This window comes from Sphingomonas sp. Root720 (assembly GCF_001428605.1).
Lineage (GTDB): Bacteria > Pseudomonadota > Alphaproteobacteria > Sphingomonadales > Sphingomonadaceae > Rhizorhabdus.
This window is the reverse complement of record NZ_LMID01000015.1, coordinates 94,196-117,643: the sequence shown is the minus strand read 5'-3', so window position 1 is coordinate 117,643 and position 23,448 is coordinate 94,196. Positions and strand designations below refer to the sequence as shown.

General features: G+C 68.7%; 26 protein-coding genes. 19 read left to right on the top strand and 7 right to left on the bottom strand.

The annotated features are described in order from the left end of the window. The first annotated feature begins 74 nt into the window (after positions 1-74). Complete coding sequence (locus tag ASE22_RS22720; RefSeq protein ID WP_235537453.1) at positions 75-1,175, top strand: DUF3667 domain-containing protein; 1,101 nt, start codon at positions 75-77, stop codon at positions 1,173-1,175. A 3-nt stretch (positions 1,176-1,178) separates the two neighbouring features. On the opposite strand, the gene ASE22_RS22715 is transcribed toward ASE22_RS22720, so the two are convergent. The 3 genes from ASE22_RS22715 to ASE22_RS22705 all read right to left on the bottom strand — a co-directional run bounded on the left by ASE22_RS22715 (position 1,179) and on the right by ASE22_RS22705 (position 2,161). Next, positions 1,179-1,535, bottom strand: coding sequence for a hypothetical protein (locus ASE22_RS22715; RefSeq protein WP_056365049.1), 357 nt, complete (start codon positions 1,533-1,535; stop codon positions 1,179-1,181). 74 nt (positions 1,536-1,609) lie between these two features. Then, positions 1,610-1,792: a DUF1328 domain-containing protein gene (locus tag ASE22_RS22710; protein ID WP_056365046.1), complete on the bottom strand. Its 183-nt coding sequence runs from the start codon at positions 1,790-1,792 to the stop codon at positions 1,610-1,612. An 81-nt stretch (positions 1,793-1,873) separates the two neighbouring features. Then, positions 1,874-2,161, bottom strand: a complete 288-nt coding sequence (locus tag ASE22_RS22705; RefSeq protein WP_056365043.1) for a BolA family protein — start codon at positions 2,159-2,161, stop codon at positions 1,874-1,876. Positions 2,162-2,200: 39 nt separating this feature from the next. On the opposite strand from ASE22_RS22705, the gene ASE22_RS22700 reads away from it, so the two are divergent. The 4 genes from ASE22_RS22700 to cobT are packed head-to-tail and all read left to right on the top strand — an operon-like array spanning position 2,201 to position 6,445. Beyond that, positions 2,201-2,803 (top strand): J domain-containing protein, encoded by a 603-nt coding sequence (locus tag ASE22_RS22700; protein WP_056365040.1) that lies wholly within the window; start codon positions 2,201-2,203, stop codon positions 2,801-2,803. 29 nt (positions 2,804-2,832) lie between these two features. Further along, positions 2,833-3,837 carry a cobaltochelatase subunit CobS gene (gene cobS / locus ASE22_RS22695; RefSeq protein ID WP_056365037.1) on the top strand — a complete coding sequence of 335 codons (1,005 nt, stop codon included), beginning with the start codon at positions 2,833-2,835 and terminating at the stop codon, positions 3,835-3,837. After that, complete coding sequence (locus tag ASE22_RS22690) at positions 3,834-4,607, top strand: tyrosine-protein phosphatase (RefSeq protein WP_056365033.1); 774 nt, start codon at positions 3,834-3,836, stop codon at positions 4,605-4,607. The genes cobS and ASE22_RS22690 overlap by 4 nt, the downstream gene beginning before the upstream one ends. Next, positions 4,607-6,445: a cobaltochelatase subunit CobT gene (gene cobT / locus ASE22_RS22685; protein WP_056365030.1), complete on the top strand. Its 1,839-nt coding sequence runs from the start codon at positions 4,607-4,609 to the stop codon at positions 6,443-6,445. Before ASE22_RS22690 ends, cobT begins: the two co-directional genes overlap by 1 nt. 372 nt (positions 6,446-6,817) lie before the next feature. Here cobT and ASE22_RS22680 read toward each other — a convergent pair whose 3' ends face one another. Further along, positions 6,818-7,210 carry a YMGG-like glycine zipper-containing protein gene (locus tag ASE22_RS22680; protein ID WP_056365028.1) on the bottom strand — a complete coding sequence of 131 codons (393 nt, stop codon included), beginning with the start codon at positions 7,208-7,210 and terminating at the stop codon, positions 6,818-6,820. 212 nt (positions 7,211-7,422) lie between these two features. Between ASE22_RS22680 and ASE22_RS22675 the strand changes: the two genes are divergently transcribed. After that, entirely contained in the window at positions 7,423-8,412 is a 990-nt protein-coding gene (locus ASE22_RS22675; protein WP_056365024.1) for an esterase-like activity of phytase family protein, read from the top strand. Positions 8,413-8,569: 157 nt separating this feature from the next. Here the strand turns inward: ASE22_RS22675 and rpmB are convergent, their stop codons facing one another. Then, on the bottom strand, positions 8,570-8,863 hold the full coding sequence (gene rpmB, locus ASE22_RS22670) for a 50S ribosomal protein L28 (RefSeq protein WP_056365021.1): 294 nt from the start codon (positions 8,861-8,863) through the stop codon (positions 8,570-8,572). A gap of 151 nt (positions 8,864-9,014) precedes the next feature. On the opposite strand from rpmB, the gene ASE22_RS22665 reads away from it, so the two are divergent. The 6 genes from ASE22_RS22665 (at position 9,015) to ASE22_RS22645 (ending at position 12,322) form a co-directional block, all read left to right on the top strand. Further along, positions 9,015-9,335: a hypothetical protein gene (locus ASE22_RS22665; protein WP_235536336.1), complete on the top strand. Its 321-nt coding sequence runs from the start codon at positions 9,015-9,017 to the stop codon at positions 9,333-9,335. Positions 9,336-9,337: 2 nt separating this feature from the next. Then, a complete protein-coding gene (locus tag ASE22_RS26385) occupies positions 9,338-9,544 on the top strand; it encodes a YqaE/Pmp3 family membrane protein (RefSeq protein ID WP_156397282.1) in 207 nt (68 codons plus the stop codon). Between the two features lie 58 nt (positions 9,545-9,602). After that, a complete protein-coding gene (locus ASE22_RS22660; RefSeq protein ID WP_235537452.1) occupies positions 9,603-10,031 on the top strand; it encodes a nucleoside deaminase in 429 nt (142 codons plus the stop codon). Between the two features lie 55 nt (positions 10,032-10,086). Then, a complete protein-coding gene (locus ASE22_RS22655; RefSeq protein WP_056365014.1) occupies positions 10,087-11,427 on the top strand; it encodes a hemolysin family protein in 1,341 nt (446 codons plus the stop codon). A gap of 198 nt (positions 11,428-11,625) precedes the next feature. Next, positions 11,626-11,901, top strand: a complete 276-nt coding sequence (locus ASE22_RS22650; protein ID WP_056365012.1) for an HU family DNA-binding protein — start codon at positions 11,626-11,628, stop codon at positions 11,899-11,901. Positions 11,902-12,010: 109 nt separating this feature from the next. After that, a complete protein-coding gene (locus tag ASE22_RS22645) occupies positions 12,011-12,322 on the top strand; it encodes a hypothetical protein (RefSeq protein ID WP_056365009.1) in 312 nt (103 codons plus the stop codon). Positions 12,323-12,356: 34 nt separating this feature from the next. Here ASE22_RS22645 and ASE22_RS22640 read toward each other — a convergent pair whose 3' ends face one another. Next, positions 12,357-13,307, bottom strand: a complete 951-nt coding sequence (locus tag ASE22_RS22640) for a LysR family transcriptional regulator (RefSeq protein ID WP_082545583.1) — start codon at positions 13,305-13,307, stop codon at positions 12,357-12,359. Between the two features lie 120 nt (positions 13,308-13,427). On the opposite strand from ASE22_RS22640, the gene ASE22_RS22635 reads away from it, so the two are divergent. The 7 genes from ASE22_RS22635 to ASE22_RS22605 all read left to right on the top strand — a co-directional run bounded on the left by ASE22_RS22635 (position 13,428) and on the right by ASE22_RS22605 (position 21,522). After that, positions 13,428-14,516 carry an aromatic ring-hydroxylating dioxygenase subunit alpha gene (locus ASE22_RS22635; RefSeq protein WP_056365004.1) on the top strand — a complete coding sequence of 363 codons (1,089 nt, stop codon included), beginning with the start codon at positions 13,428-13,430 and terminating at the stop codon, positions 14,514-14,516. Between the two features lie 3 nt (positions 14,517-14,519). Continuing rightward, positions 14,520-14,921, top strand: coding sequence for an EthD domain-containing protein (locus ASE22_RS22630; RefSeq protein ID WP_156397281.1), 402 nt, complete (start codon positions 14,520-14,522; stop codon positions 14,919-14,921). 22 nt (positions 14,922-14,943) lie between these two features. After that, on the top strand, positions 14,944-17,493 hold the full coding sequence (locus ASE22_RS22625; protein ID WP_056365000.1) for a TonB-dependent receptor: 2,550 nt from the start codon (positions 14,944-14,946) through the stop codon (positions 17,491-17,493). 108 nt (positions 17,494-17,601) lie between these two features. Next, on the top strand, positions 17,602-18,147 hold the full coding sequence (locus tag ASE22_RS22620; protein WP_056364998.1) for a hypothetical protein: 546 nt from the start codon (positions 17,602-17,604) through the stop codon (positions 18,145-18,147). Beyond that, positions 18,144-19,724 (top strand): FAD-dependent oxidoreductase, encoded by a 1,581-nt coding sequence (locus ASE22_RS22615; protein WP_056364995.1) that lies wholly within the window; start codon positions 18,144-18,146, stop codon positions 19,722-19,724. Before ASE22_RS22620 ends, ASE22_RS22615 begins: the two co-directional genes overlap by 4 nt. 165 nt (positions 19,725-19,889) lie before the next feature. After that, on the top strand, positions 19,890-20,366 hold the full coding sequence (locus tag ASE22_RS22610) for a lasso peptide biosynthesis B2 protein (protein ID WP_056364991.1): 477 nt from the start codon (positions 19,890-19,892) through the stop codon (positions 20,364-20,366). 154 nt (positions 20,367-20,520) lie between these two features. Beyond that, positions 20,521-21,522 (top strand): methyltransferase domain-containing protein, encoded by a 1,002-nt coding sequence (locus ASE22_RS22605; RefSeq protein WP_156397280.1) that lies wholly within the window; start codon positions 20,521-20,523, stop codon positions 21,520-21,522. 22 nt (positions 21,523-21,544) lie between these two features. Here the strand turns inward: ASE22_RS22605 and ASE22_RS27205 are convergent, their stop codons facing one another. Continuing rightward, positions 21,545-23,422: an asparagine synthase-related protein gene (locus ASE22_RS27205; RefSeq protein ID WP_162248242.1), complete on the bottom strand. Its 1,878-nt coding sequence runs from the start codon at positions 23,420-23,422 to the stop codon at positions 21,545-21,547. Positions 23,423-23,448 lie beyond the last annotated feature (26 nt).

The window sequence follows — 23,448 nt, the reverse complement described above, 5'->3', positions numbered from 1 at the left end:
CCTAGCATATTGGCCGCGCCGACCCAACCCAAAGCCCTCTCGCGCTCGGCCGCCTGCGATGCTAGTTTTCGACCATGTCAGGGGAATTCGAAGCGATGGCCGATGTCGCGACGGGCGCCGTCGTCGCGCATGCGGTCGACGGCGGCGGCCGGAAAGACGGCGGCGGCGCAGCGCAGGACGGCCATGGCGACGCCTGCCTGAACTGCGGGACCCGTCTGCTCGGCGCGCATTGCCATGCCTGCGGGCAGGCGGGGCACATCCACCGCACCGCGGGCGCGCTGTTCCACGACATCCTCCACGGCGTGTTCCATTTCGAGGGGCGCACCTGGCACACGCTGCCGCTGCTGTTCTGGCGGCCCGGCGAGGTCACCCGCCGCTACATCGCGGGGGAGCGGGTCAACTTCGTCTCGCCGATGGCGCTGTTCCTCTTCTCGGTCTTCCTGATGGTCGCGGTGTTCGGCCTGATCGGCGGGCCGTTCGGGCCGGTCAGCGCCACCGACGCGACGGCGATGGCCAAGGCGCGGACCGACGCCGCCAACCGTCTCGCCACGGTCGAGGCCGAGATCGGGAAGCTCCAGGCCGAGAAGGCGGCGCTCAAGGCGAAGGGCGGCAGGACGCCCGCGCTTAACGAACGGCTCGGCGACCTGACCACCGAGCAGGCCGAGCTGCGGCTGGTGACGAAGGGCGTGCTCAAGCCTGACGTCCGGACGAAACCGGTCGACGTCGACGAGGCCGGCCTCAGGACCGGCGTTCCCGGGGTCGATCACATCATCCGCCATGCCGCCGCCAATCCGGAGCTGACCGCCTACAAGCTCCAGTCGAGCGCCTATAAATTCTCCTGGGCGCTGATCCCGATCTCGCTGCCCTTCATCTGGGTGCTGTTCCTGTTCCGGCGCGACGTCGGCATGTACGATCATGCCGTCTTCGCCACCTATTCGCTGGCGGCGATGACCCTGATGGTGGTCGCGCTCAGCCTCGCCTCGGCGGTCGGGCTTCCCGGCCTGCTGATCGGGATGGTGCTGCTGTTCTTCCCGCCCTGGCACATGTACCGGCAGCTCAAGGGCACCTACGGCCTCGGCCGGTTCGGCGCGACCTGGCGCACCTTCGCGCTGATCGTCTCGGCCTATACCGCGGCGCTGATCTTCTTCGTCTTCCTGGTCGCGATGGGCGCCTGACGCCTATTTCGCCGCAGGCGCCTTGGGCAAGCGGCAGGTCGGCAGCTTCAGCGAGGCGAGGTCGCTGCAGGGCCTGACCTGCACCGATCCGTCGATGCCGATGAACGCGGCATAGTCGGCGCCCTTGTCGCACCGCACCGTCCACATTTCGAGGTTCTTATAGGGGCCCTGATAGGCCACCGGACCGATGCGGCGGCAATATTTGCCTTCGTCGAGCACGGCGCGGCGCAGCGTGGCGCGCTGTTGCGTCGACGACAGCTTCTTGAGCTGGTCGCTGAAGGCGTTGGGGGCGGCGAAGGCCGGGGTCGCGGTGGTTGCGGCGACAAGGCCGAGGGCGGCGAAGGCGGTGACGATCTTCATGGCGGTCCCTTAAACGAAGCGGGCCGCGGCGCCCAGAGGCTGTGCCGCGGCCCGCAACGAAACCGATCGGGTGCCTATATCGAGTCGCTGATCTTCTTCCCCGCGAACAGCGCGAGCAGCGCGAAGATGATGAACAGCGCGATCGCGATGAAGAACAGGATCTTGGCGATGCCGACGAAGGCGCCGCCGATACCGCCGAAGCCCAGCGCGCCGAGGATCAGGCCGACGACGAGGAAGATAAGCGCCCATTTCAGCATTGCAGTCTCTCCGTCCCAGGGATTTGCCGGCAGAACGGCAGGGGCGGCGAAAAGTTCCAATGATCCTGCGGGCGTAACGATCTATGCTTCGCCGGGGGCTCGGGCCTTGATCGCCAGGGCGTGGATCCTGTCGCGCAACAGGTCGCCGAGGGCGGTGTTGACGGCGCGCTGGCGCGCCACGCGGGTCTGTCCGGCGAAGGACGGGCTTTCGATCTCGACGGTGAAATGGCTTTCGCCCGAGCCGTCATGTCCGGCATGGCCGCGATGGCTCTCGCTGTCGTCGATCACGGCGAGTCGGGTGGGGGCGAGGGCCGCGGTGAGGCGGCGGCTGATCTCGGCGGCGACGGGGCCTGTGGGAAGTTCGCTCATTCGCCCTATATAGAGGGTTTGCATGACAAGAGGCGAGCGTTGAACGAAGACTTTGCGGCACGGCGGACGCGGGCGCGCTTCCACGGCCGGATCGAGAATAGCGAGCGGCGGTGCGCCGAACCCGGTTGCGAGGCGCCCGGCGAGTTCCGTGCGCCGGCGCGGAGCGGCGGGTCGTCGGGCGCCGACGGGCCGGGCGAGTGGCGCTATCTGTGCCTCGACCATATCCGCGCCTTCAACAGCGGCTATAATTTCTTCGCGGGCATGAGCACCGAGGAGATCGAGGCCCAGCAGACCCCCTATGGCGGCTGGGACCGCGAGACGCGCGCCTTCTCGCCCAACGCGGGCGCCGCGCCGCGCTGGGCCGACTATACCGATCCGCTCGACGCGATCGGCGCCCGCTTCGCCCGCCGGGCCGAGCAGGAGCGGACCGACGGCCGGCCGCTGTCCGATGGCGACCGCAGGGCCCTCAAGCTGCTGGGACTCGACAAGGATGCCGACCGTCGGGCCTTGCGCACCCGCTATGCCGAACTGCTCCGACGCTACCACCCGGACAAAAATGGCGGCGATCGGACCCACGAGAAGGCTTTGCAGGACGTGATTTCGGCTTATACGCAGCTGAAAGGCCGTCCCGCCTTCGCATAAGCAGCATCGTTGATCCCAAAAGGCTACCCATGACCGACCTGCCCAATGTCCAGCCCGACAGCCGCACCGACACGGTGCTCTCGGCCCCCGACCGGATGGTGAAGGTCCGCGAGCTGTTCGGGATCGACAGCGATCTCGAAGTGCCCGCCTTCTCCGAGTCGGACGAGCGCGTTCCCGATCTCGATCCCGCCTATGTGTTCGATCCGGACACGACGATGGCGATCGTCGCGGGCTTCGCCTACAACCGCCGCGTGATGGTCCAGGGCTATCACGGCACCGGCAAGTCCAGCCATATCGAGCAGGTGGCGGCGCGGCTGAAATGGCCGTGCATCCGCATCAACCTCGACGCGCATATCAGCCGTATCGATCTCGTCGGCCGCGATGCGATCGTGCTGCGCGACGGCCAGCAGATCACCGAGTTCCGCGAAGGCCTGCTGCCCTGGGCGCTGCAGACGCCGACCGCGCTCGTCTTCGACGAATATGATGCCGGCCGCCCCGACGTGATGTTCGTGATCCAGCGCGTGCTGGAGACCGAGGGCAAGCTGACCCTGCTCGACCAGAACCGGGTGATTCGCCCGAACCCCTGGTTCCGTCTGTTCGCGACGGCCAATACGGTCGGCCTCGGCGACACGACCGGCCTCTATCACGGCACGCAGCAGATCAACCAGGGCCAGATGGATCGCTGGAACATCGTCGTCACGCTCAACTATCTGCCCGCCGCCACCGAGGCGCAGATCGTGCTCGCCAAGTCCGGCGAATATGACAAGCCCGACGGCAAGAAGGTGGTCGAGGACATGGTGAAGGTCGCCGACATGACCCGCCAGGGCTTCGTCGCCGGCGACATCTCGACCGTGATGAGCCCGCGCACCGTGATCAGCTGGGCGCAGAACGCGCTCATCTTCAACGATGTGGGCTTCGCCTTCCGCCTGTCCTTCCTCAACAAGTGCGACGAGAGCGAGCGGCCGCTGGTCGCCGAATATTATCAGCGCGTGTTCGGGAAGGACCTGCCGGAGAGCATCGTCGGGAAAGCATGACGACGATCGAACTCTCGCCGCTGCTGCCGCTGGAGGGCGGGTTCAACCTGCGCGACATGGGCGGTTATGCGACCGCCGACGGGCGTACCGTGCGGCGCGGGCTGCTGTTCCGTTCGGGCGTGATGTCGATGCTGACCGAGGCCGACGAGGCGCATCTCGCCGGGCTCGGCATCGCGACGGTGTGCGACCTGCGCCGCCCCGGCGAGCGGCGGCGCGATCCCACCCGCTGGTGCGAGCCGGCCGGGGTCCTCTACTGGTCGCGCGACTATGAGGAGGTGACGGGCGTGCTCGGCGCGCTGCTCGGTGGCGAGGTAACCGACGCCGCGCGGATGCGGGCGAAGATGCTCGGCCTCTACCGCGACATCCTCGTCGATCATGCGCCGTCCTACCGCTTCCTGTTCGAGCGGCTGGCGGGCGGGCATGTGCCGCTGCTGTTCAACTGTTCGGCCGGCAAGGACCGCACCGGGGTCGCGGCCGCGCTGATCCTGGCGGTGCTGGGCGTGCCGCGCGACACGATCGTCGAGGATTATCTGCTGACCAACCGCTATGCCGATTTCTCCCGGCTGATCGGCGCCGGGCGCGGCGGATCGGACAGGTTCGCCGCCGTCGATCCGGAGGTCGTCGGGCCGCTGCTCGCCGCCGACGCCGACTATCTGGCGGTGGCGTTCGACAGCCTCGACCGCGACCATGGCGGCATCGACGCCTATCTGGCGTCGATCGGCGTCGACGCACCGGCCACGGCGCGCCTCCGCGAGCTGCTGCTCGACTGATGGCCGAACAGTCCCCCCTCGAAAGCTTCCGGCTCGTCCTGGGCGGTACCGCCCGGGCGATGGCGCGCGACCATGAGCTGGAGCTGAGTTTCACCGCCGAGGCACCGTCCTTCTCGCTCAAGCAGCTGCGGGTGCCGATGCCCTCGCGCAACCTGCCGCCGCAGGCGGTGGCCGAGGCGCGCGGCTTCGCCGACGGTTTCGCGCTCAAGGCGCGCTACCACGACACGCGCGTCCACGAACGCGCCGCCCCGTCCGAGCCGGTCGCCCGCGCCGTCCATGACGCGGTCGAGCAGGCGCGCGTCGAGGCGATCGGGTCGCGCGGCATGGCCGGGGTGCGCGCCAATCTGAACAACGCGCTCGAGGTGCGGCTGCGCTCCGATCCGCTGGTGCGCGCGCGGGCGCGCGAGGAGGTGCCGCTGTCGACCGCAGTGGGCCTGCTGGTGCGCGAGCGGCTGACGGGACAGGCCGTGCCCGCGATCGCCGAGCCGGGGCTCGCGCTGGTGCGCGACTGGATCGAGGAGAAGGCGGGCAAGGATCTCGACGCGCTCGAACTCGCCTTCGACGATCAGGCCGCCTTTGCCAGGCTGGTCGGCCGGCTGCTCGAGGATCTCGAGCTGACCCAGGGCGAGCAGCTTCCCGAGACCGATCCCGAAGCCGGCGACAACGAGGACGGCGAGGACCAGGAAGAGGGCCAGGACCAGCAGGACGAGGGCGAGGATTCGGGCGGGTCGAGCGACTCGGACGTCGAGATGCGCGCCGACAAGTCCGAGGCGGGCGAGGAGGATGGCGAGCAGCGCCAGCTCGACCAGGACAGCGAGTCCGACATGGACGGCGACATGGGCGACGACGGGGAGGAGGGCATGATGCCCGTCCGCCCGAACCGGCCGATGTCCGATCTGCCGCCCAGTTTCGACTACCACGCCTATACCACCCAGTTCGACGAGGAGATCGCCGCCACCGAGCTGTGCGACGACGAGGAGCTGACGCGGCTGCGCGCCTATCTCGACCAGCAGCTCGTCCATCTCCAGGGCGCGGTGACCAAGCTCGCCAACCGGCTCCAGCGCCGGCTGATGGCGCAGCAGAACCGCAGCTGGGACTTCGACCAGGAGGAAGGGCTGCTCGACGCCGCCCGGCTTGCCCGCGTCGTCGTCGATCCGGCGCATTCGCTGAGCTACAAGATCGAGCGCGACACCGATTTCCGCGACACGGTGGTGACGCTGCTGATCGATAATTCGGGGTCGATGCGGGGCCGGCCGATCTCGATCGCGGCGATCTGCGCCGATATCCTCGCCCGCACGCTGGAGCGTTGCGCGGTCAAGACCGAGATATTGGGCTTCACGACCCGCGCCTGGAAGGGCGGCCAGTCGCGCGAGGCCTGGCTGGCGGCGGGCCGCCCGCCCGCGCCGGGCCGGCTCAACGATCTGCGCCACATCGTCTACAAGAAAGCCGACGATCCCTGGCGCCGCGCGCGCAAGTCGCTCGGCCTGATGATGCGCGAAGGGCTGCTCAAGGAGAATATCGACGGCGAGGCGCTGCTCTGGGCGCACAACCGGCTGATCGCCCGGCGCGAGGAGCGCAAGATCCTGATGGTGATCTCGGACGGCGCGCCCGTCGACGACTCGACGCTGTCGGTCAACAACGGCTCCTATCTGGAACGCCACCTGCGGCAGATGATCGGCTGGATCGAGAATCGCTCGCCGGTCGAACTGATCGCGATCGGCATCGGCCACGACGTGACGCGCTATTATCAGCGCGCGGTCACGATCATGGATGTCGAGCAGCTCGGCGGCACGATGGTCGAGCAGCTCGCGGGGCTTTTTGATCTGGAGCCGAGGTAAACCTCGTCTGCCTCAGGCGCCGGCACCGGACATCCGTCCGGTTTGGCTATCCTCGCATAAGCTCGGGCGCGCGTTCGCGCTTGCGGAGCCCGTCGGGCTCCGACGCCCATCTCCAGGTTCGAGAGGCACGGTGAAACGGGACGCGTCAGCGTCCCGCAAGGCCGAACGGCCGCCCGAGCTTATGCGAGGAAAGCCAAGTGCGCGGATGCGCACGCCGGCGCCTGAGGCAAAACAAACAAACCCCTCCACGTTTCGCGGGCTATGCCCGCAAAAAGTGGAGGGCCGCCGACTCCTCCAGCGAGACCGGCGACCCTCCTCCCCACAACGCCACGCGGGGAACTGGTTCAGGTGGGAAAGCGCGCGACGCGCGTCTTAGCAGTTGCGGTCGATCGCCCGGCCGGCGAGGGCGCCGACGCCCGCGCCGATGATGGCGCCGGTGGTGCCGTCGCCGCGATCGTAGCGGCCATTGCCGATCTCGTTGCCGAGCAGGCCGCCGGCGATCGCGCCGATGATGGTGCCGCCGGTGCCCTTGTCGCGGCAGCGGCCGCCGCGATAGCCCCGGTCGCCGCGATAATAGCCGCGATCCCGGTAATAGCCGCGGTCGCCGCGATAGCCCCGGTCGCCGCGATAATGGCCGCGGTCGCCGCGCCAGTCGCGAACCTGCTCGTAGCGGCCGCCATAATATTGGGCCTGGGCCGCAACGGGGGCCACCGTCATCAGGACGGCGGCGGAAGCGGCCGCGGCCGCGATAAACTTGCGCAACATGACAACCTCCTCGTCTCAACCGTGCGTCCCGCTGAGCGGAACCCCTTTGCAGGGCCGGATGGGCCCGATCGATGAGACGCTTATTCCATGATTCGCGTGAGCCGATGCTGAACGCGCTTGTTGGCCGGCGTTCAGCTTGGGGGCGGGGCCGATCCGTCGCGCGGGCACGCAAAAGCCTTTGGAATCGCTCGGGCGAGGGGTATCGGCGGCGCATGAAGAAGGTACTGGCCGCATTGTTGTTCTGCCTGGTGCCGGGATCGGCGGGCTTTCCGCAGTCCGGCATCAGCGTGGTGGCGACGTCCATCCCGCTCGACCCGGCCGATCCGGCGCGGACCGCGATCGGCGGGCTGCGCTATCTCGGCGGTTGGCAGCTGACCAGCCGGCAACCCGACTTCGGCGGCTATTCGGCTTTGCGGGTCGACGGCGACCGCTTCTTCGCGCTGGCCGACACGGGCCATTATCTGCGCTTCCGCATGACCTCTCCCGGGACGATCGACGACAGCCGGTTCGGCAAGCTGCCCGCCTTCCCGGCGTATGATGGGGGCCGGTCGGATCGCGATTCGGAATCGATGACGGTCGGCCCCGAAGGCGACATCTGGGTCGGCTTCGAATATCACAATGCGATCCTGCGCTATTCGCCCGACCTGACCATGCTCCAGTCGGTCGCCTTCCCGCCGGCGATGAAGGACTGGTCGGAGAATTCGGGACCCGAGGCGATGGTCCGGCTTGCGGGCGGGCGCTTCGTCGTGTTCGCGGAAGGCCGCGCCATCGCGCCCCACGTCCATGCCGCGCTGATGTTTCCCGGCGATCCGACCAAGGCCCGCAACACACCCTATCAGTTCGGCTATCGCGCGCCGCTCGACCGCTATGTCCCGACCGACGCGGCGCAGCTTCCGGACGGACGGCTCGTGATCCTGCATCGGCGATTCGGCATGCTGGACGGCTTCTCGGCGGCGGTCGGTATCGCCGACCCGGCGAGCATAGCGCCCGGCCGGACCCTGACCAGCGCGCTCGTCGCCGAACTCAAGCCGCCGCTCAACATCGACAATATGGAGGGAATCGCCGTCACGCAGGAGGAGGGGCGCACCATCCTGTGGATCATCTCCGACGACAATCAGATGCCGATCGAGCGGACGCTGCTGCTCAAGTTCGAGCTGATGGAGGGGCGGGGCAAGGGCCGCCATGCCGACCGGGACCGGTAGCTGGGCCCGGTCGTCCGCTCCGCCATGCCGGCGCAGGCCGGCTTCTCGGGCAGCTTCTGGTTCGCCCGCATCACCTTCGCCGGGCACGACAAAGCCGGACCGCGCGGGCGATCCGGCTTTTGGTCGAGCTGGCCCGCCGCGTGGCGGGCGCGGCGAATCAGGCCGCGACGGCCTGCTGCTTCTTGGCGACGTCGCGCTTCAGGCGACGGGCGCGCAGCGAGAGCCGCTCGTCCGAGGTCTTGAGCAGCCAGTTGTCGAGGCCGCCGACATGCTCGACCGAGCGCAGGCCGTGGGTCGAGACCCGCAGCTTCACGCCCTTGCCCAGCGAATCGGAAATCAGCGTGACGTTCTGCAGGTTCGGCAGAAAGGTCCGCTTGGTCTTGTTGTTGGCGTGGGACACGTTGTGGCCCACTTGGCGGCCCTTGCCGGTCAGCTCGCAGATGCGCGACATTATTCTTCGTCCTGATGTTCGGGTTGCCCGGAAAGTCGCGGCCGATAGCCCCGTTCCACAGATTCGTCAAGCTGGACGGACCCGCATGATGCAACTGTTGTCCACACTGATCGTTGTTGGTGCTCCATCGAATCAGCGAGGAGTGCCGAAGGTGAATACGACGCACGAACATTATAAGGAATACCCCGCGCGCGGCGGCAGAGGCGCCCGGACCGCCATCATCATCGGCGTCATCGCCGTTCTCGCGATCATCGCCGCCTTCGCCTTCGGACTGATCGACGTCAGCCAGACCCGCGAGGCCAAGGCGCCCGACGTCAGCGTCACCGGCGGACAGGCTCCCGCCTTCGATGTCGACACCGCCAAGGTGAACGTCGGCTCCAAGACCACCGACGTCACCGTCCCGAAGGTCGATGTCGGCACCACCACCGAACAGGTCAAGGTTCCGACGGTCGACGTCGACAAGGCCAACTGATCGTGATTCGGCAGCAGGAACGATCGCACCCCGTCACCCCCTGGGCGGTGGTCGCGGCGGTCCTGCTGCCGCCCCTCGGCGTGTTCCTGGCGCGCGGGATCACGCCGGCCTTCTGGCTGACGGTCGTGCTGACCGTGATCGGCTGGATTCCGGGGATGCTGTGCGCCCTCGCGCTGCTGCTCGTTCCCGAGCGGATCCCCATCCGCTAGATTTTGCGCCCGTCGCCCCCTAATCGGAAGGGCGATGAGCTTTCCCTTGCCTTATCCTATGCGCCTCGCGCTCGATCTCGCCGCGCGCGCGGCCGGAGCCGGCGAGGTGCCGGTCGGTGCGGTGATCATGCGCGGCGACGAGGTGGTCGCCACCGCCGCGAACGCGATGCGCGCCGGCACCGATCCCACCGCCCATGCCGAGATGGAGGCGATCCGCGCCGCGAGCGCCAGGCTGCAGGCGCAGCGCCTCGACGATTGCGATCTCTATGTGACCCTCGAACCCTGCGCGATGTGCGCGGGTGCGATCTCCCACGCGCGGCTGCGCCGGCTCTATTATGGCGCCGACGATCCCAAGGGCGGGGCGGTCGCGAACGGGCCGCGGGTCTTTGCCCAGCCGACCTGCCACCACCGCCCCGACGTCTATGGCGGGATCGGGGAGGCGGAGGCCGCGCTGCTGCTCAGGGATTTCTTCGCGGCCCGCCGCTGACGCTCTCGCCGGGCCCGGCCGTCGATGACAGTTGTGCAAAGGCAAAATCCACGGCATGAACGTCGCCAGCGCCATGCCGCACCCTGTTCCCCTGGCCCCTTTTCCGTGGTTCGACCTGGTGATGATCCTCGCCCTGGTCGCGTTGAACGGTGTGTTCGCGATGTCCGAGCTCGCGATCGTGTCCGCTCGCAAGGCGCGGATGGAGGCGATGGCCCGCGCCGGGCGCAGGGGCGCCCGGACCGCGATCGAGCTCGCCGCCGATCCCGGCAAGTTCCTGTCGACGGTCCAGATCGGCATCACCCTGATCGGCATCCTCGCCGGCGCCTATTCGGGCTCCAGCCTGGGCGGACCGGTGGGCGCCCGGCTGGCCCAGCTCGGCGTCCCGTCCGCCAGCGCGCCGGAGGTCGGGTTCGCCCTGGTCATCGCGGTCACCACCTTCCTGTCGCTGATCGTCGGCGAACTGGTACCCAAGCAGTTCGCGCTGCGCTCGCCCGAGCCGATCGCGGCGCTGGTCGCGGTGCCGATGCTGTGGCTGTCGCGGCTGACCGCGCCCTTCGTCTGGCTGCTCGACAAGACCAGCGCGCTCATCTTCCGCGTGATCGGACTGACCCGCGAGTCCGAACATCACGTTACCGCCGAGGAACTCCACCTGATCGTCGCCGAGGCGTCTTCGGCTGGGGTGATCGAGGAAAGCGAGCGCGCGATCATCTCGGGGGTCGTGCGGCTGGCCGACCGGCCGGTGCGCGAGGTGATGACCCCGCGCACCGAGGTCGAATGGATCGACATCAACGCCACGCCCGAGCAGATCCTGGCGCAGCTGGCGGAGATCCCGCACACCCGCATGCCGGTGGCCGACGGCTCGGTCGACCAGATGCTGGGCGTCATCCACGCGCGCGACCTGGTCCGCTGCCTGTTGAAGGGCGAGACGATCGACCTGCGCGCGATGCTCCGCAAGGGCATCGTCATGCCCGACCATGTCGAGGCGATGGACGCGCTGAAGGCGCTGCGCGAGGCCGAGGTGCCGATGGCCTTCATCCACGATGAATATGGCCATTTCGAAGGGCTGGTCGCGCCTGCCAACCTGCTCGCGGCGATCGCCGGCGAGTTCGCGTCGGACCAGGACGAGTATCATGATCCGCCGCTCGTCGAGCGCGAGGACGGCAGCTGGCTGATCTCGGGGACGCTCGCGGCCGACACGATGGCCGACCGGCTGGGGATCAGCCTGCCCGAGGATCGCGACTTCGCCACCGCCGCCGGCTTCGCTCTGTGGCGGCTCAAGCATCTGCCCGCCACCGGCGAATCGTTCGACCATCGCGGGTGGCGTTTCGAGGTGGTGGACATGGATGGCCGCCGCATCGACAAACTGCTCGCGGGCCCGATTTTGGGCTCGGAATAGCGGTCGCGCGCCTCGAAACAGCCCGTCGAAGGGGCGTCCCATCGAAAAAATTCCCCCCAAATCGTCTGCGGATGTAATTTTTCGCGCTTTCAGGCGACTTTCCAATTGCTCCCGCCGAAAGAGCCGAGCACAAGGGGCGCCTTGCGCCGTTAAGGCGGTGCAATAGGGTTTTTTACACAAGCAAGACCAGGAGTGATCATGAACACTGCCGACATCGCAGGCGTCGTCGCCGCCGAACAGGGTATCGACAAGGCCGCAGCCAAGCGCGTCATCGACGGCGCCCTGAAGGCGATCACGGACGCCGCCAAGAAGGGTGATGAAGTTTCGCTGCCGGGCTTCGGCAAGTTCAAGGTCGCTGACCGCCCGGCGCGCGAAGGCCGCAACCCGGCGACCGGCGCGACCCTGACGATCGCTGCTTCGAAGAAGGTCTCCTTCACCGCCGCCAAGGCGCTGAAGGATGCGCTGAACGGCTGATCCCGTCCCGGGGGATCATCCCCTGGCCGACGTTATGCGAGGGGCGGCAGCGATGCCGCCCCTTTTCATTTGGGCCTCATCCCGGGAAGCTGGCCCAAGGGAGCTGGCGATGCGCGACGATGTTCCGGCCGAATGGCGCAAGGCGGTGCTGGTCTGCGCCAAGTGCAGCAAGAAGGTGAAGGGCGGCTTCGGCAAGAACGGCCGCACCCCGCTCGCCCGTGCGCTGCGCGCGCTTTCCAACGGCAGGAAGGGCCGCAAGGCCGATTTCGGCGTGATCGAGACGCGCTGCCTCAAGCTCTGTCCAAAGGGGAGGGTCGTCCTGATCGACGGCGCCGAGCCCGGCCGGTGGATGCTGGTGAAGCCCGGCACGCCGGTCGAGGAGGTCGCCGGGCGGCTCGGCCTGTCGCCACCTCCGGCATGATGCGCCGGCCCGGGCCCGGGGGGCCGGCCGGGCCTCACGATGCCAGCGCGGCCAGCCGCGTCCCGTCGGCCGGGAGCGCCGCCGACCCGGGGGTCTTCTGCTCTTCCGCCCCGGGAAGATTGGCCTTCACATAGTCGATGAAGGCGCGGACCTTGGCGGTCTGTCGCCGTGCCGGATAGACCGCCCAGACCGGCATCGGCTCCGCGCGCTGGTCGGCGAGCAGCTCGACCAGCGTCCCGGCGCCGATATGTGGCCGGACATAGAGTTCGGGCAGCCACGCGATGCCGATGCCGTTGAGCGCCGCCGTCAGCAGCGCGGGCCCGTTGTTGCTGCACCAGTTGCCCGACAGATTGGGCGCCTTCTGGCTCCGGCCGGTGCCGAAGCGCCACGCGTTGCAGGCTTCGAAGGTCGAGACCAGGCAATTGTGGCGGGCGAGTTGCGCGACCGTCGCGGGGGTGCCCGCGCGCGCCAGATAGTCGGGCGACGCGGTGCAGATGTGCGGGAGTTCGTAGAGCTTCTGCACCCGCAGGCTGGAATCGACCAGCGCGCTGTAGCGGATCGCCATGTCATAGCCGTCGGCGACGATGTCGATCGTCCGGTCGGTGACGAGCAGCTCGATCTCGAGCTGTTCGTGGAGATGCATCATCTTGGCCGCCAGCGGCGCGATATAATATTCGCCGAAGCTGTCCGATGCGACGATGCGCAGCTTGCCGCGCAGCGAGGCGTCATGCTCCATCGCCTCGGAATCGATCTCCGCCAGCACGTCGAACAGCTCGACGCAGCGGCGATAGACCGACCGGCCGAGGTCGGTCGGGGCGAGGCGCCGCGTGGTCCGGAACAGGAGCTGGCTACCGAGCCGCGCCTCGAGCGAGCTGATCGACCGGCTGATCGCCGACTTCGACAGGCGCAGCCGCTCCGCCGCCGCGGTGAAGCTCCCGCACTCGACGACCGCGATAAAGGCTTCGTAGGATTCCCACCGCCGCATTGTTGTGCCCCTCACAACAGTGTTTTGTGAACTACCCTACTAAAGCTGGGCTGACGCAACAAATACAATCGGCCTCGACAGTTGGGGTCGGGTTCCCGCCCCCTGAGGATGCGAGGGCCGATGTTTCTGTTCAATGCCTGGTATATCGTCGCCGAGCCCGACGAGGTCGCCGAAGGCCGGATCGTCGCCCGCACGCTGCTCGGCCGGCGGGTGGCGGTCTATCGGGGCGCGTCCGGGGCGCTGGTCGGCCTGGAGGATGCCTGCCCGCATCGCCTGGTGCCGTTGTCGCTGGGGACGGTCGTCGGCGACGGCATTCGCTGCGCCTATCATGGTGCCGAGTTCGCCGCGAACGGCGCCTGCGTCCGGGTCCCGGGCCAGAAGGCGGTCCCGTCGCGCGCCAGGGTGCGGACCTATCCGGTCGTCGAGCGGCACGGCTATGTCTGGATCTGGCTCGGCGATCCGGCGGGCGCGGCGGACGAGAGCAGCATACCCGACGGCTTCCGCGTCAGCGGCGACCCGGCCTGGATCGGCGGCTACGGCCATATCGAGTCGATCCGCAGCGACTACCGGCTCATCAACGACAATCTGTTCGACATCACCCATGCCGAGTTCGTCCATCCCGAATCCTTCGGCGGCGCGGAGGTGCAATATTATCGCAATGCGCGGCCCGGCACCGATTTCGTCGACCGGGGGATGACCTTCGAGATCGGCGAGACCTCGATCCGCTTCCGCACCCACGCCGCGCGGCTGGGCCTGGAGGGCGGGCCGCTGTGGCGGTCGATGGTCGCGCAGAGCCGCGGGGTCGCCGAATGGAACACGCCGGTCGATTTCCGCATGGAGGTCATCTGGTGGGCGCCGGTCTATACCAGTTTCCACATCAGCGTGCGGCCCGCCGACGAGCCCGACGCCGAACCGGTCGAGATCTACAATCTCCACGCGGCGGTGCCCGAGGGCGAGACCAGCTCGCATTATTTCTACCGCTCGATCCGCAACTATGGCGACGCCTCGATGGACGCGATGTTCATCGACGCGGCCAACTTCGTCTTCAACCAGGACAAGCCGATCCTCGAGGGGCAGCAGGCGGTCCTCGGCGCGCGCGACCTGCTCGATGCCGAGCCCGTCTCCTTCGCCGGCGACCGGCTCCAGCTCGAAGGCCGGCGGATATTGGCGCGCCTCCTCGCCGCCGAAGCCGCCGAACAGGGAGTCTGAGCGATGCACATGCTGGCGTTCCTCTATCCGTCCGCGCCCGGCCATGTCTTCGACGTCGGCCATTGGAAGGACGTTCACCTTCCGCTCGGCCTCGGGCTGACCGACAAGCATCTCGGCATCCGCCCGCGCAAGATCCTGCTGTTCGGGCCGGCGCGGGGCGGCGACCTCCAGGCCGACAGCGCGCCGTTCGCGGCGATGGCGGCGGTGGTCTTCGACGACCGGGAGGGCGCCGAGCGCTTGGCGACCTTGTTCGAGTTCGAGGAGGCCGCGCGCCGGCTGTCGGCGGACTTCCCCAATTATACGGCCGGTCCGCCCGCCATTCTCATTTCGGAAATCAAGGAAGTGACCGACATCGATGCGATGATCGAGCGCTTCTACGAGGGGGAGGTCAGTAAAACGACCTAAAATCAAACAGGGAGTAGAAGACATGACCGCACATAGGAGGCTGCTCGCCTCGCTTTGTCTTTCGCCGCTGATATGGGGCACGGCGGCGCCCGCTTTCGCAGAGGCCGTGAACCGGGAGGCAGCGGACCGGGCCGTCGCCGACGATGGCGAGATCCTCGTTACCGCGCGCCGCGTCGAGGAAAAGGTCCGCGACGTGCCCGCCACCATCAGCGTGCTGACCGAGAGCGCGATCCGCGCCTCGGGCGTCACCGTCGCCACCGACTTCGTCCAGCTCGTGCCCGGCGTCACCATCGTCACCGGCAATGTCGAGGCCGGCGACGTGCAAATCAGCGTGCGCGGCCTGAACGGCACCCGCGACGCGGAGAGCAATGTCGCGCTCATCGTCGACGGCATCCTCAAGACCAACACCGCCGCGCTCAACCAGAATGCCGGCACGCTCAGCCAGATCGAGGTGCTGAAAGGACCGCAGGGCGCGATCTACGGCCGCAACGCGGCGGCCGGCGCGGTGATCCTGTCGACCCGCAAGCCGGGCGACCGGCTCGAGGGGCAGGCCACGGTGAGCTACGCCGAATATGATCACAAGCGCGCGGCGGGCTATCTCTCCGGCCCGCTCGGCGGCGGCATCGGCCTGCTCGTCTCGGGCGACTATGAGAAGGGCAACGGCTTCTACAGGAACGTCTTCCAGGGGACGCCGGCGTTCGACGCCTACAAGACGGCGATCCTGGCGGCGACCCCCGGCGTCGACGTGCCCGGCTTCGGCCGCCACTCGGTCGACAATTTCCTGCGCTGGAACGTCAATGCGCGGCTGACCGCCGATCTCGGCGACAGGACCTCGGTCGACATCAAGGCGAAATATGGCCGGGTCGCCGGCGGCACGGTCGTGTTCGGCGCGGCCTATGCGATCCCGGGGCTCGTCCCCTTCGTCGGCCCCGCCGCCTATCTCGACGTCAACGACTATGATTTCACCAACGCCTTCCAGGGCAATCTGGAATCGCGCCAGGTCCAGGTGACGAAGGAGGTCTCGGTCAAGCTCACCCACGACACCGACTGGGCGAGCCTCCAAGCCTGGGCCGCCTATAGCGACATCGCCAACAGTTATACCGGCGAAGGCACCAGCGGCTCCAACGGCTATTTCTTCCCGCAGGCGCAGTGCCGCGCGACCACCGCCGCGCTCGCCGGTTTCCCGACCCCGCCGCCGACCTTCATCGGCGGCACCCCCGAAACCTCCTTCTTCGCGCCCTATTCGCCGACGACCTGCGACGGCTATCAGTTCAACAAGCGGAACCAGACCGACTTCAGCGCAGAATTCCGGATATCGTCGCTGCCCGGCACCGACCTGTCCTGGCTCGCCGGCGCCTATTATCTGCACATCGATCGCCACATCTGCGTGAACCTCGCCACCGACACCGGGCAGGGGGCGATCCGCGAATGCTTCACGCTCGACCCGCGCAGCCGGACCGAGGCGCTCAGCGACGACAAGTTCAAGACCAACGTCTATGCGGTCTTCGGATCGGTGCAGAACAAATTCTCGGAAGCGTTCACCGCGTCGCTCGCGCTGCGCTACGACCGGGAGGAGCGGGCCGTCCGCAACCAGATCCCGACCGACGTCCGCACGCTCTACGTCAATCCGCAGGGCAACGGGCAGGGCGGCTATTATCTCAACCCCGGCCTCGATCCGATCTACAATCCCAGCGGCGTCCTGCCGCCGCGATCGAAGGCGTTCGAGCAGGTCGAGCCCAAGCTGAGCCTGACCTACAAGCCATCGGAAGCCCTGACCCTGTTCGGCAACTGGGGCATCGGCTTCAAGTCGGGCGGTTTCAACAGCGGCGGTAGCGCCGCGATCGTCAACACCTTCAACGCGCCGCCGCTCAACGCGAACATCACCGTCCGCGACGATTACAAGAAGGAGGTGTCGAGCGCGTTCGAGGCGGGCTTCAAGTCGGCGCTGATGGGCGGCCGGCTCAGCATCGAGGGCGCGGTCTACTATACCGACATCAAGGACATGCAGTTCTTCGAATTCTACGTCGGCTCCTTCGGCCTGCTCCGCGTCGTCTCGAACATCGACAAGGCGCGCCTCTACGGCGGCGAGCTTTCGGTGAGCGTCCGGCCGGTGCGCGGCTGGACCCTGTTCGGATCGGGCAACGTCACCGACAGCAAGATCCGCAAGAACAGCTCGCGGCCCGACACCGTCGGGAACAAGGTGCCCTATGCGTCGGACTATACGCTGAACCTCGGCAGCCAGCTCGATGTGCCGGTGACCGGCGCGTTGCGCGCCATCGGCCGCGTCGACTATCGCCTGACCGGGCCGACCTGGTTCCATTCGGTCCAGGCGCAGACCCGGCCCTCGCTCAACGGTCTCGCCGATCTCTCGAAGAGCCGGCGCGACGCCTATGGCATCGTCAATGTCCGGGCGGGGATCGCCACCGACCACTGGTCGCTCACCGCCTTCGCCAACAATCTGACCGACAAGAAATGGATCAACGAGGTCGTGCCGGCGCCCGAACTCGGCGGTTCCTTCGTGTCGCCGGGCAGCCGGCAGCAGCTCGGCCTCGAACTGGCGGCGAAATTCTAGCGATATCGGGCTGTTTCCTGCCGCTCGGATATGTTTCTCTGCTGCGCGAAATGCCATCCTCGGAACGGCTCCCGGGCCGAGGCCGGCATTTCGCTACAGGAGGCTTGGTTGGCGATCACACGCAGGGACGTTTTGGGCCGCTCGGCCGCGGGGCTGGTGCTGGCGAGCGCCGGCGGCGGGCTGTCCTGGATGAGCGCCGCCGAGGCGCAGGCGCGCGGCGCGGCCCCGCGGACGCTGACCGCGGGCGAGGCCGCCTGGATCGGCGGGCTGGGCGAGGCGATCGCGCCGCCCGCCCGCGCCGCCGGGCTGGTCCATTATCTCGATCATCATCTCGCGGTGCCCCCGGCCGATAGCCTGCTGGTGCTGCGCTATCTCGACGTCGCGCCGCCCTATCTCGATTTCTACCGTCCGGCGCTGGCGTCGCTCGCCCGGCTGAACGGCGCCGCGCCGCCCCCGGCCGGCGATCCGCGCTGGGCGGCGATCCTCGCCGGGCTGGCGGGCCCCGATCCGGCGGGCTGGCAGGGGCCCCCGGCCGGCTTCTTCCTGTTCGCGCTGCGGCTCGACGCGATCGACATCGCCTATGGGACGAAGGCGGGCTTCGCCCGGCTCGGCGTCGACTATCTCGGCCATATCGAACCGGAGACCGACTGGTGAGCGATTCCAGGACCGTGTCCGCGACCATAGACGTCGCGATCGTCGGGGCCGGCGCCGCCGGGGCGCTGCTCGCGGCGCGCCTCGCCGAGGCCGGCCGGTCGGTGACGCTGTTCGAGGCCGGCCCGCGCTGGGACGCCGGGTCGATGATCAGCTCGCAGATCTGGAGCCGCCGGCTGCGCTGGGGCGGCCCGCACGTCGCGACGACCGGCGGCGAGCCGATCGGCTTCGGCTTCAACGCCGGCTGGGGCGTCGGCGGCGCGGCGCTCCACCATTATGGCACCTGGCCCCGGCTCCACCCCGCCGACTTCTCGATGCGCAGCGACCATGGTCGCGGGCTCGACTGGCCGCTCGGCTATGACGAGCTGCGGCCCCATTATGACCGCATCCAGCGCGAGGTGGGCATTTCGGGCGATGCCGCCGCCGAACCCTGGCGTCCCGCCGGCGATCCCTATCCGATGCCCCCGCTCGATCCGCTCAGGCAGGGGGAGGTGCTCGCGCGCGCCTTCGCGGCGGCCGGCAAGCGGATCGCGCCGGCACCGATGGCGATCAACAGCGTCGACTATGGCAATCGCCCGGCCTGTCTCTACGACGGCTGGTGCGACGCCGGCTGCCCGATCATGGCGCTGGCCAACCCGCTCGCCATCTTCCTGCCGCGCGCCGAGCTCGCGGGGGCGAGGATCCTCGCCGAAACGCCGGTCACGCGGCTGGTCGCGAGCCGGCCCGGCCGGATCGACGGGGTCGAGTATCGCGACCGATCGGGCGCGCGCAGGGTCCAGCCGGCACGGCTCGTCATCCTCGCCGGGTCGGTGGTCGGCAATCCCGCGCTGCTGCTCAACTCGGCGAGCGCGCTCCATCCGCACGGGGTCGGCAACGCCCATGGGCTGGTCGGCCGCTATGTGATGACGCATGGCCTGATCCAGGTCCTCGGCCTGTTCCCCGAGGAGACCGAACCCCATCGCGGCGTCACCGGCGCGCACCTGATCAGCCATGACGATTATGGCAAGACCAGCACCGCGGGCGCCTTCGGCAGCCGGCAATGGCTCGTGGCGGCGGCGATCAAGCCGAACGACCTGGCGGGGCTGGCGGCGGCGCGGACGGACCTCAACGGCGCCGCCCTCGATGCCTTCATGCGCCGCGCGGTCCGCCACGGCGCCAACATGATCGGCATGTGCGAGGAGGAGCCGAGCGCCGACAACCGGGTCGAGCTGGTCGATGGCGTGAACGGCTGGGGCGTGCGCGGCGCGCGGCTGGTCCACGGCTTCTCCGACGACGCGAAGCGGCTATGGGCGGCGATGCGCGACGAGGGCGTGGCGATCTTCAAGGCCGGCGGCGCGACCGACGTCTGGCATACCCCGATGAACTCGGCGCATCTCGCCGGCGGCACGATCATGGGGCGCGACGCCGCGACCTCGGTGACCGATGGCCATGGCCGGGTGCACGATATCGACAATCTCTACATCGCCGGGCCCGGCCTGTTCCCGACCGAGGGCGGCGCCAACCCGACCTTCACCGTCCACGCCCTCGCCGACCGCGCGGCGGAGCAGATCCTCCGCGACCGGACGGCGCTGTTCGCCTGAGCGGAGCAGCCGGTGCGAAGCCGGGTGGCGGATTCTCGCGGTCCGGCGTATCAGGTGCATGGCACGACGAGCTCCCGCCCGCCCCGGGGCAACCGGCGCGGGTGCGCGGCGTCGACCGGGGATGGGTATGGAAGTCCGTGACTTCCTTATGGAACATGGAGAAGCATGGTGCCGTCGCGATCGATCGTCCGTAAGATCGGTTTCGCGCTCGGGCTCGGGCCGCGCCGCCAGCTGCTGGTAGCCGAGGCTGCGGCGAGCATGCTCGTCGCGCGCCTGTCTTTGGCGCTGTTCCCGTTCCGTCGCGTCGCCCGGGGGATCGGCATTTTCGTGCCGCCGACCGACCCGCGCGTCGCCGCGCAGGCGCAGGACATGGGCGCCGAACGGGCAGAGGTCGCGCGGTCGATCGGCTGGGCGGTGCGGGCGATCGCGCCGTGGATGCCGTTCAGATCGGTGTGCCTGCAACAGGCGATGGCCGCCCATGCGATGCTGCGCCGGCGCGGTATTCCCGCCGTGATGCATTTCGGCGCGGGCAGGGGGGATGCCAAGCCGCTCGACGCGCACGCCTGGCTCGATGCCGCGGGGGTGAAGGTGACCGGCTATCCGGTATCGCCGCATATTACCGAACTGGGATGTTTCGTCTGAGTGGTCGGGATGCCGGTCCGACGATCGCGGCGTGCGGCGAGGCGCGCGAGGCCGAGATTCGGTTTTCCGGGGAGACAGGCTTTTGGATAGGGCGGTTAGGCACGAAGCGCTGGAAATCATCGCCGGCCAGGCGGGGAAGAATCCGGCCGCCCTGATGCACGTTGCGCAGGAGATGGTCGAGACCCGGCCCCAGCGCGCGGTGGCGCTGGCGATCGAGATATTGGCGATGACCCCGCCGCCGTCGATCGCGGCCGCGGCCGCGGCCCTGCTGAAGGACATGGTGCCGGGCTGGCATTTTGTCATCGTCCGGGACGATGCGCGGAACAGCGCCTATGATCGGGCTCTGCGTCGTGCCGTGACGCCGCAGTCCCGGGTGCTGGACATCGGTTCGGGCACCGGGTTGCTGGCGATGATGGCCGCGCGCGCCGGCGCGGGCGAGGTCTTCACCTGCGAACAGAATGCGGCCGTCGCCGCAGCCGCCAGACGGGTGCTGGAAGCCAATGGCTTCGCCGACCGCATCCGGCTGATCGGCAAGCATTCCTCCGAGCTCGATCTCGACCGCGATCTGGGAGGCCCCGTCGACGTGCTGGTCTCCGAGATCGTCAGCAACAACCTGATCGGCGAGGGGTGCCTGCCGGTCATGGAAGAGGCGGCGCGGTGGCTCAAGCCCGACGGCCAGATGATTCCCCGGGCGGGCACCGTCCGCGTCGCCCTCGTCTGGAGCGACACCGCGGAAAGGGAAGCAATGGGAATGGTCGAAGGATTCGACCTGTCCGCGTTCAACATGCTGGCGGCTGCGGCGCGGCGGTACCGGGTCGGTGATCCGAAGATCGATATCCGCAGCTCGAGCGCCGACCTGATGCACTTCGATTTCCGGTCGGGCGGGCCGTTCCGCGCGCATGAGGCGCGGGCCGCGGTCGTCGCGGACGGACGCCCGGCCAACGGCGTCATCCAGTGGATTCGCCTGAACATCGACGATTCGATCCTGTACGAGAACCGCCCCGCGCCCGGCACGGAATCCTGTTGGGCCGCGCTGTTCTATCCCCTGCCCGAAATTCTCGAGCGCCGGGCGGGCGAAACGGTCCATATCCTCGGAACGCATGACCGCGTCTCGCTCTTCATCCGGGTCGCGGCGGCCGGGGAGACCGGCGCGTGAATCGAGCGGGGCCGCCGCCCCGTCATGGGTCCTGCGCGACGAAGGCCGCCATGCGCAGCGGGTGGCGGAGCGCGGGAATGGCTGCGTCCGGCGTGGCATTGCCGGTCAGGCCCGCCTTCAGCGTCTCCGGGTCCGGCAGCGCCTCTGCCTGATCGCGCAGCTGGTCGATGTCGAAAAGGCCGCTGACGGTCGCGTCGCCCGCGGCGGCCTCGATCCGCGCGGCCAGCATCGCCCTTTGCTCGGCGAAGATCAGGGGCATGGCGGGGAAGGGCGTGGCCTTGCCGTGTCGCTCCCGGACCAGGTCGGGCAGGATTCCCCGCATCGCGTCCCGGAACACCCGCCTTTTCCAGCCGTCGCGCAGAAAAACGCCGCCGGGTAGCGACAGCGTATATTCCACGAGCCGGCGATCCAGCATTGGAAAGGCGAAGGCGACGCCATGCTGCGCGCCCAGCGCCGCCCAGTTTTCGCAGCGTTGCGCGATATGGGGCGAACCGATCAGGTTGGCGCGATTCTTCCTGGCATCCGCATAGAGGCTCGGCCCGCCGTGGCCGTCCGCCTCCAGCTCGGCGGAAACGGCAGGGGAAAGGCAGGCCATCAACCGCTCCGGCAGCCCATCCGCCCGATTGCGCGCACGCGCCCCGCTCACGAAGGCAGGCAGTAGATAAGGCAGTATCTCGGTCCGGATCGTGGTGGCTATCGCCGTCCCGCGCGCGCGCCGGATCGCGGACAGTTCGCGGGCAAGCGTACGCCATCGTCCGCGCACGACATGCTCCGCCAGCACGCCGCGCCCGTTGAACGTGGCGCCCTCGTCCCCGCCCCAGCCGGACAGGATGACCGTGACGCCCGCGGCGGCCGCCTCCGCGCATACCGCGCAGTCGGGATTGTCCGGGCCGAGGGGCAGGGGAAGATCGGAGTGATAGGGTCCCGGGTCGATGTCGTCGCGCGGCAGGCGGACCGGCGCCCAGGCGATGCCGGGCTCCTGGTCCAGCACCGACTGGACGAAGGCCGCCTCGTCCTCGAGCACGACATCGTTGCGCTGGACGTCGAGGAACGACCAGGCGTGAAGCTGCTCCCCGCGTTCGCGCAGCTCGCGGGCCGCCAGCACGGTGATCGCCGAGGAGTCGAGGCCGCCGCTCAGATGCGCACCCGCCTTGCCCGATCGCGGCAGCCGGCATCGCACCGCCTCGTCAAGCCGAGACCGCATCTCCACCGCGGCCGCCTCGGGCGTGACCCGGCGATCGCCTGCGCCAACCGCGTCCGGGTTCCAGTAGCGGCGCACCGACAGGCCCGACGGAGAGACTTCGAGGCCATGCGCCGCGGGAAGCCGGGCGACGCCTGTGAAGAGCGATTCGTCGGGTTGCTGCCGCTGGACGAGGTGCCGCGCCAGCGCCATCCGATCGAAGATGCGGGGCGTCAGGCTGGCGGCATGCAGCCCGGCGGGGAAGGACGCGAAGGCGAAAAGCTCGCCGGGCCGCCAGATATAGTGGAACGGGCGCACACCGAAGAGGTCGCGCGCGCAGAGCAGCCGGCCGGTGGCGGGCTGCCAGTGCGCGAAAGCGAAATCGCCCAGGATATGGTCGGGCGCGTCGCCGCCCCACCGCGCGATCGCTGCGGCGACGAGGCGATCGTCGTCGGCACCGCGACAATCCAGCCGTTCGCCGAGGTCGGCGGGCGCATCGAGTCTCCGATCGGCGGCGAGCACGCCGTCCCCGTCCTCGAGGAGGGGGCCGCCAGGGGAGGAGGATGCGAAATCCACGACAGCCAGGCCCACTGCTCCGCCCGTCCACAGGCGGATATCGGGCTTCAGCGGGGTAGCCACCATCCCTCTGGCCATGGCGGAGACGCTATCGGCGGTCGCGGCGGCGCCGTCGAACCGGTACAGGCCGCAGATCAGCCGCATCGCGCGTCCTGCGGCGGCACCGAACG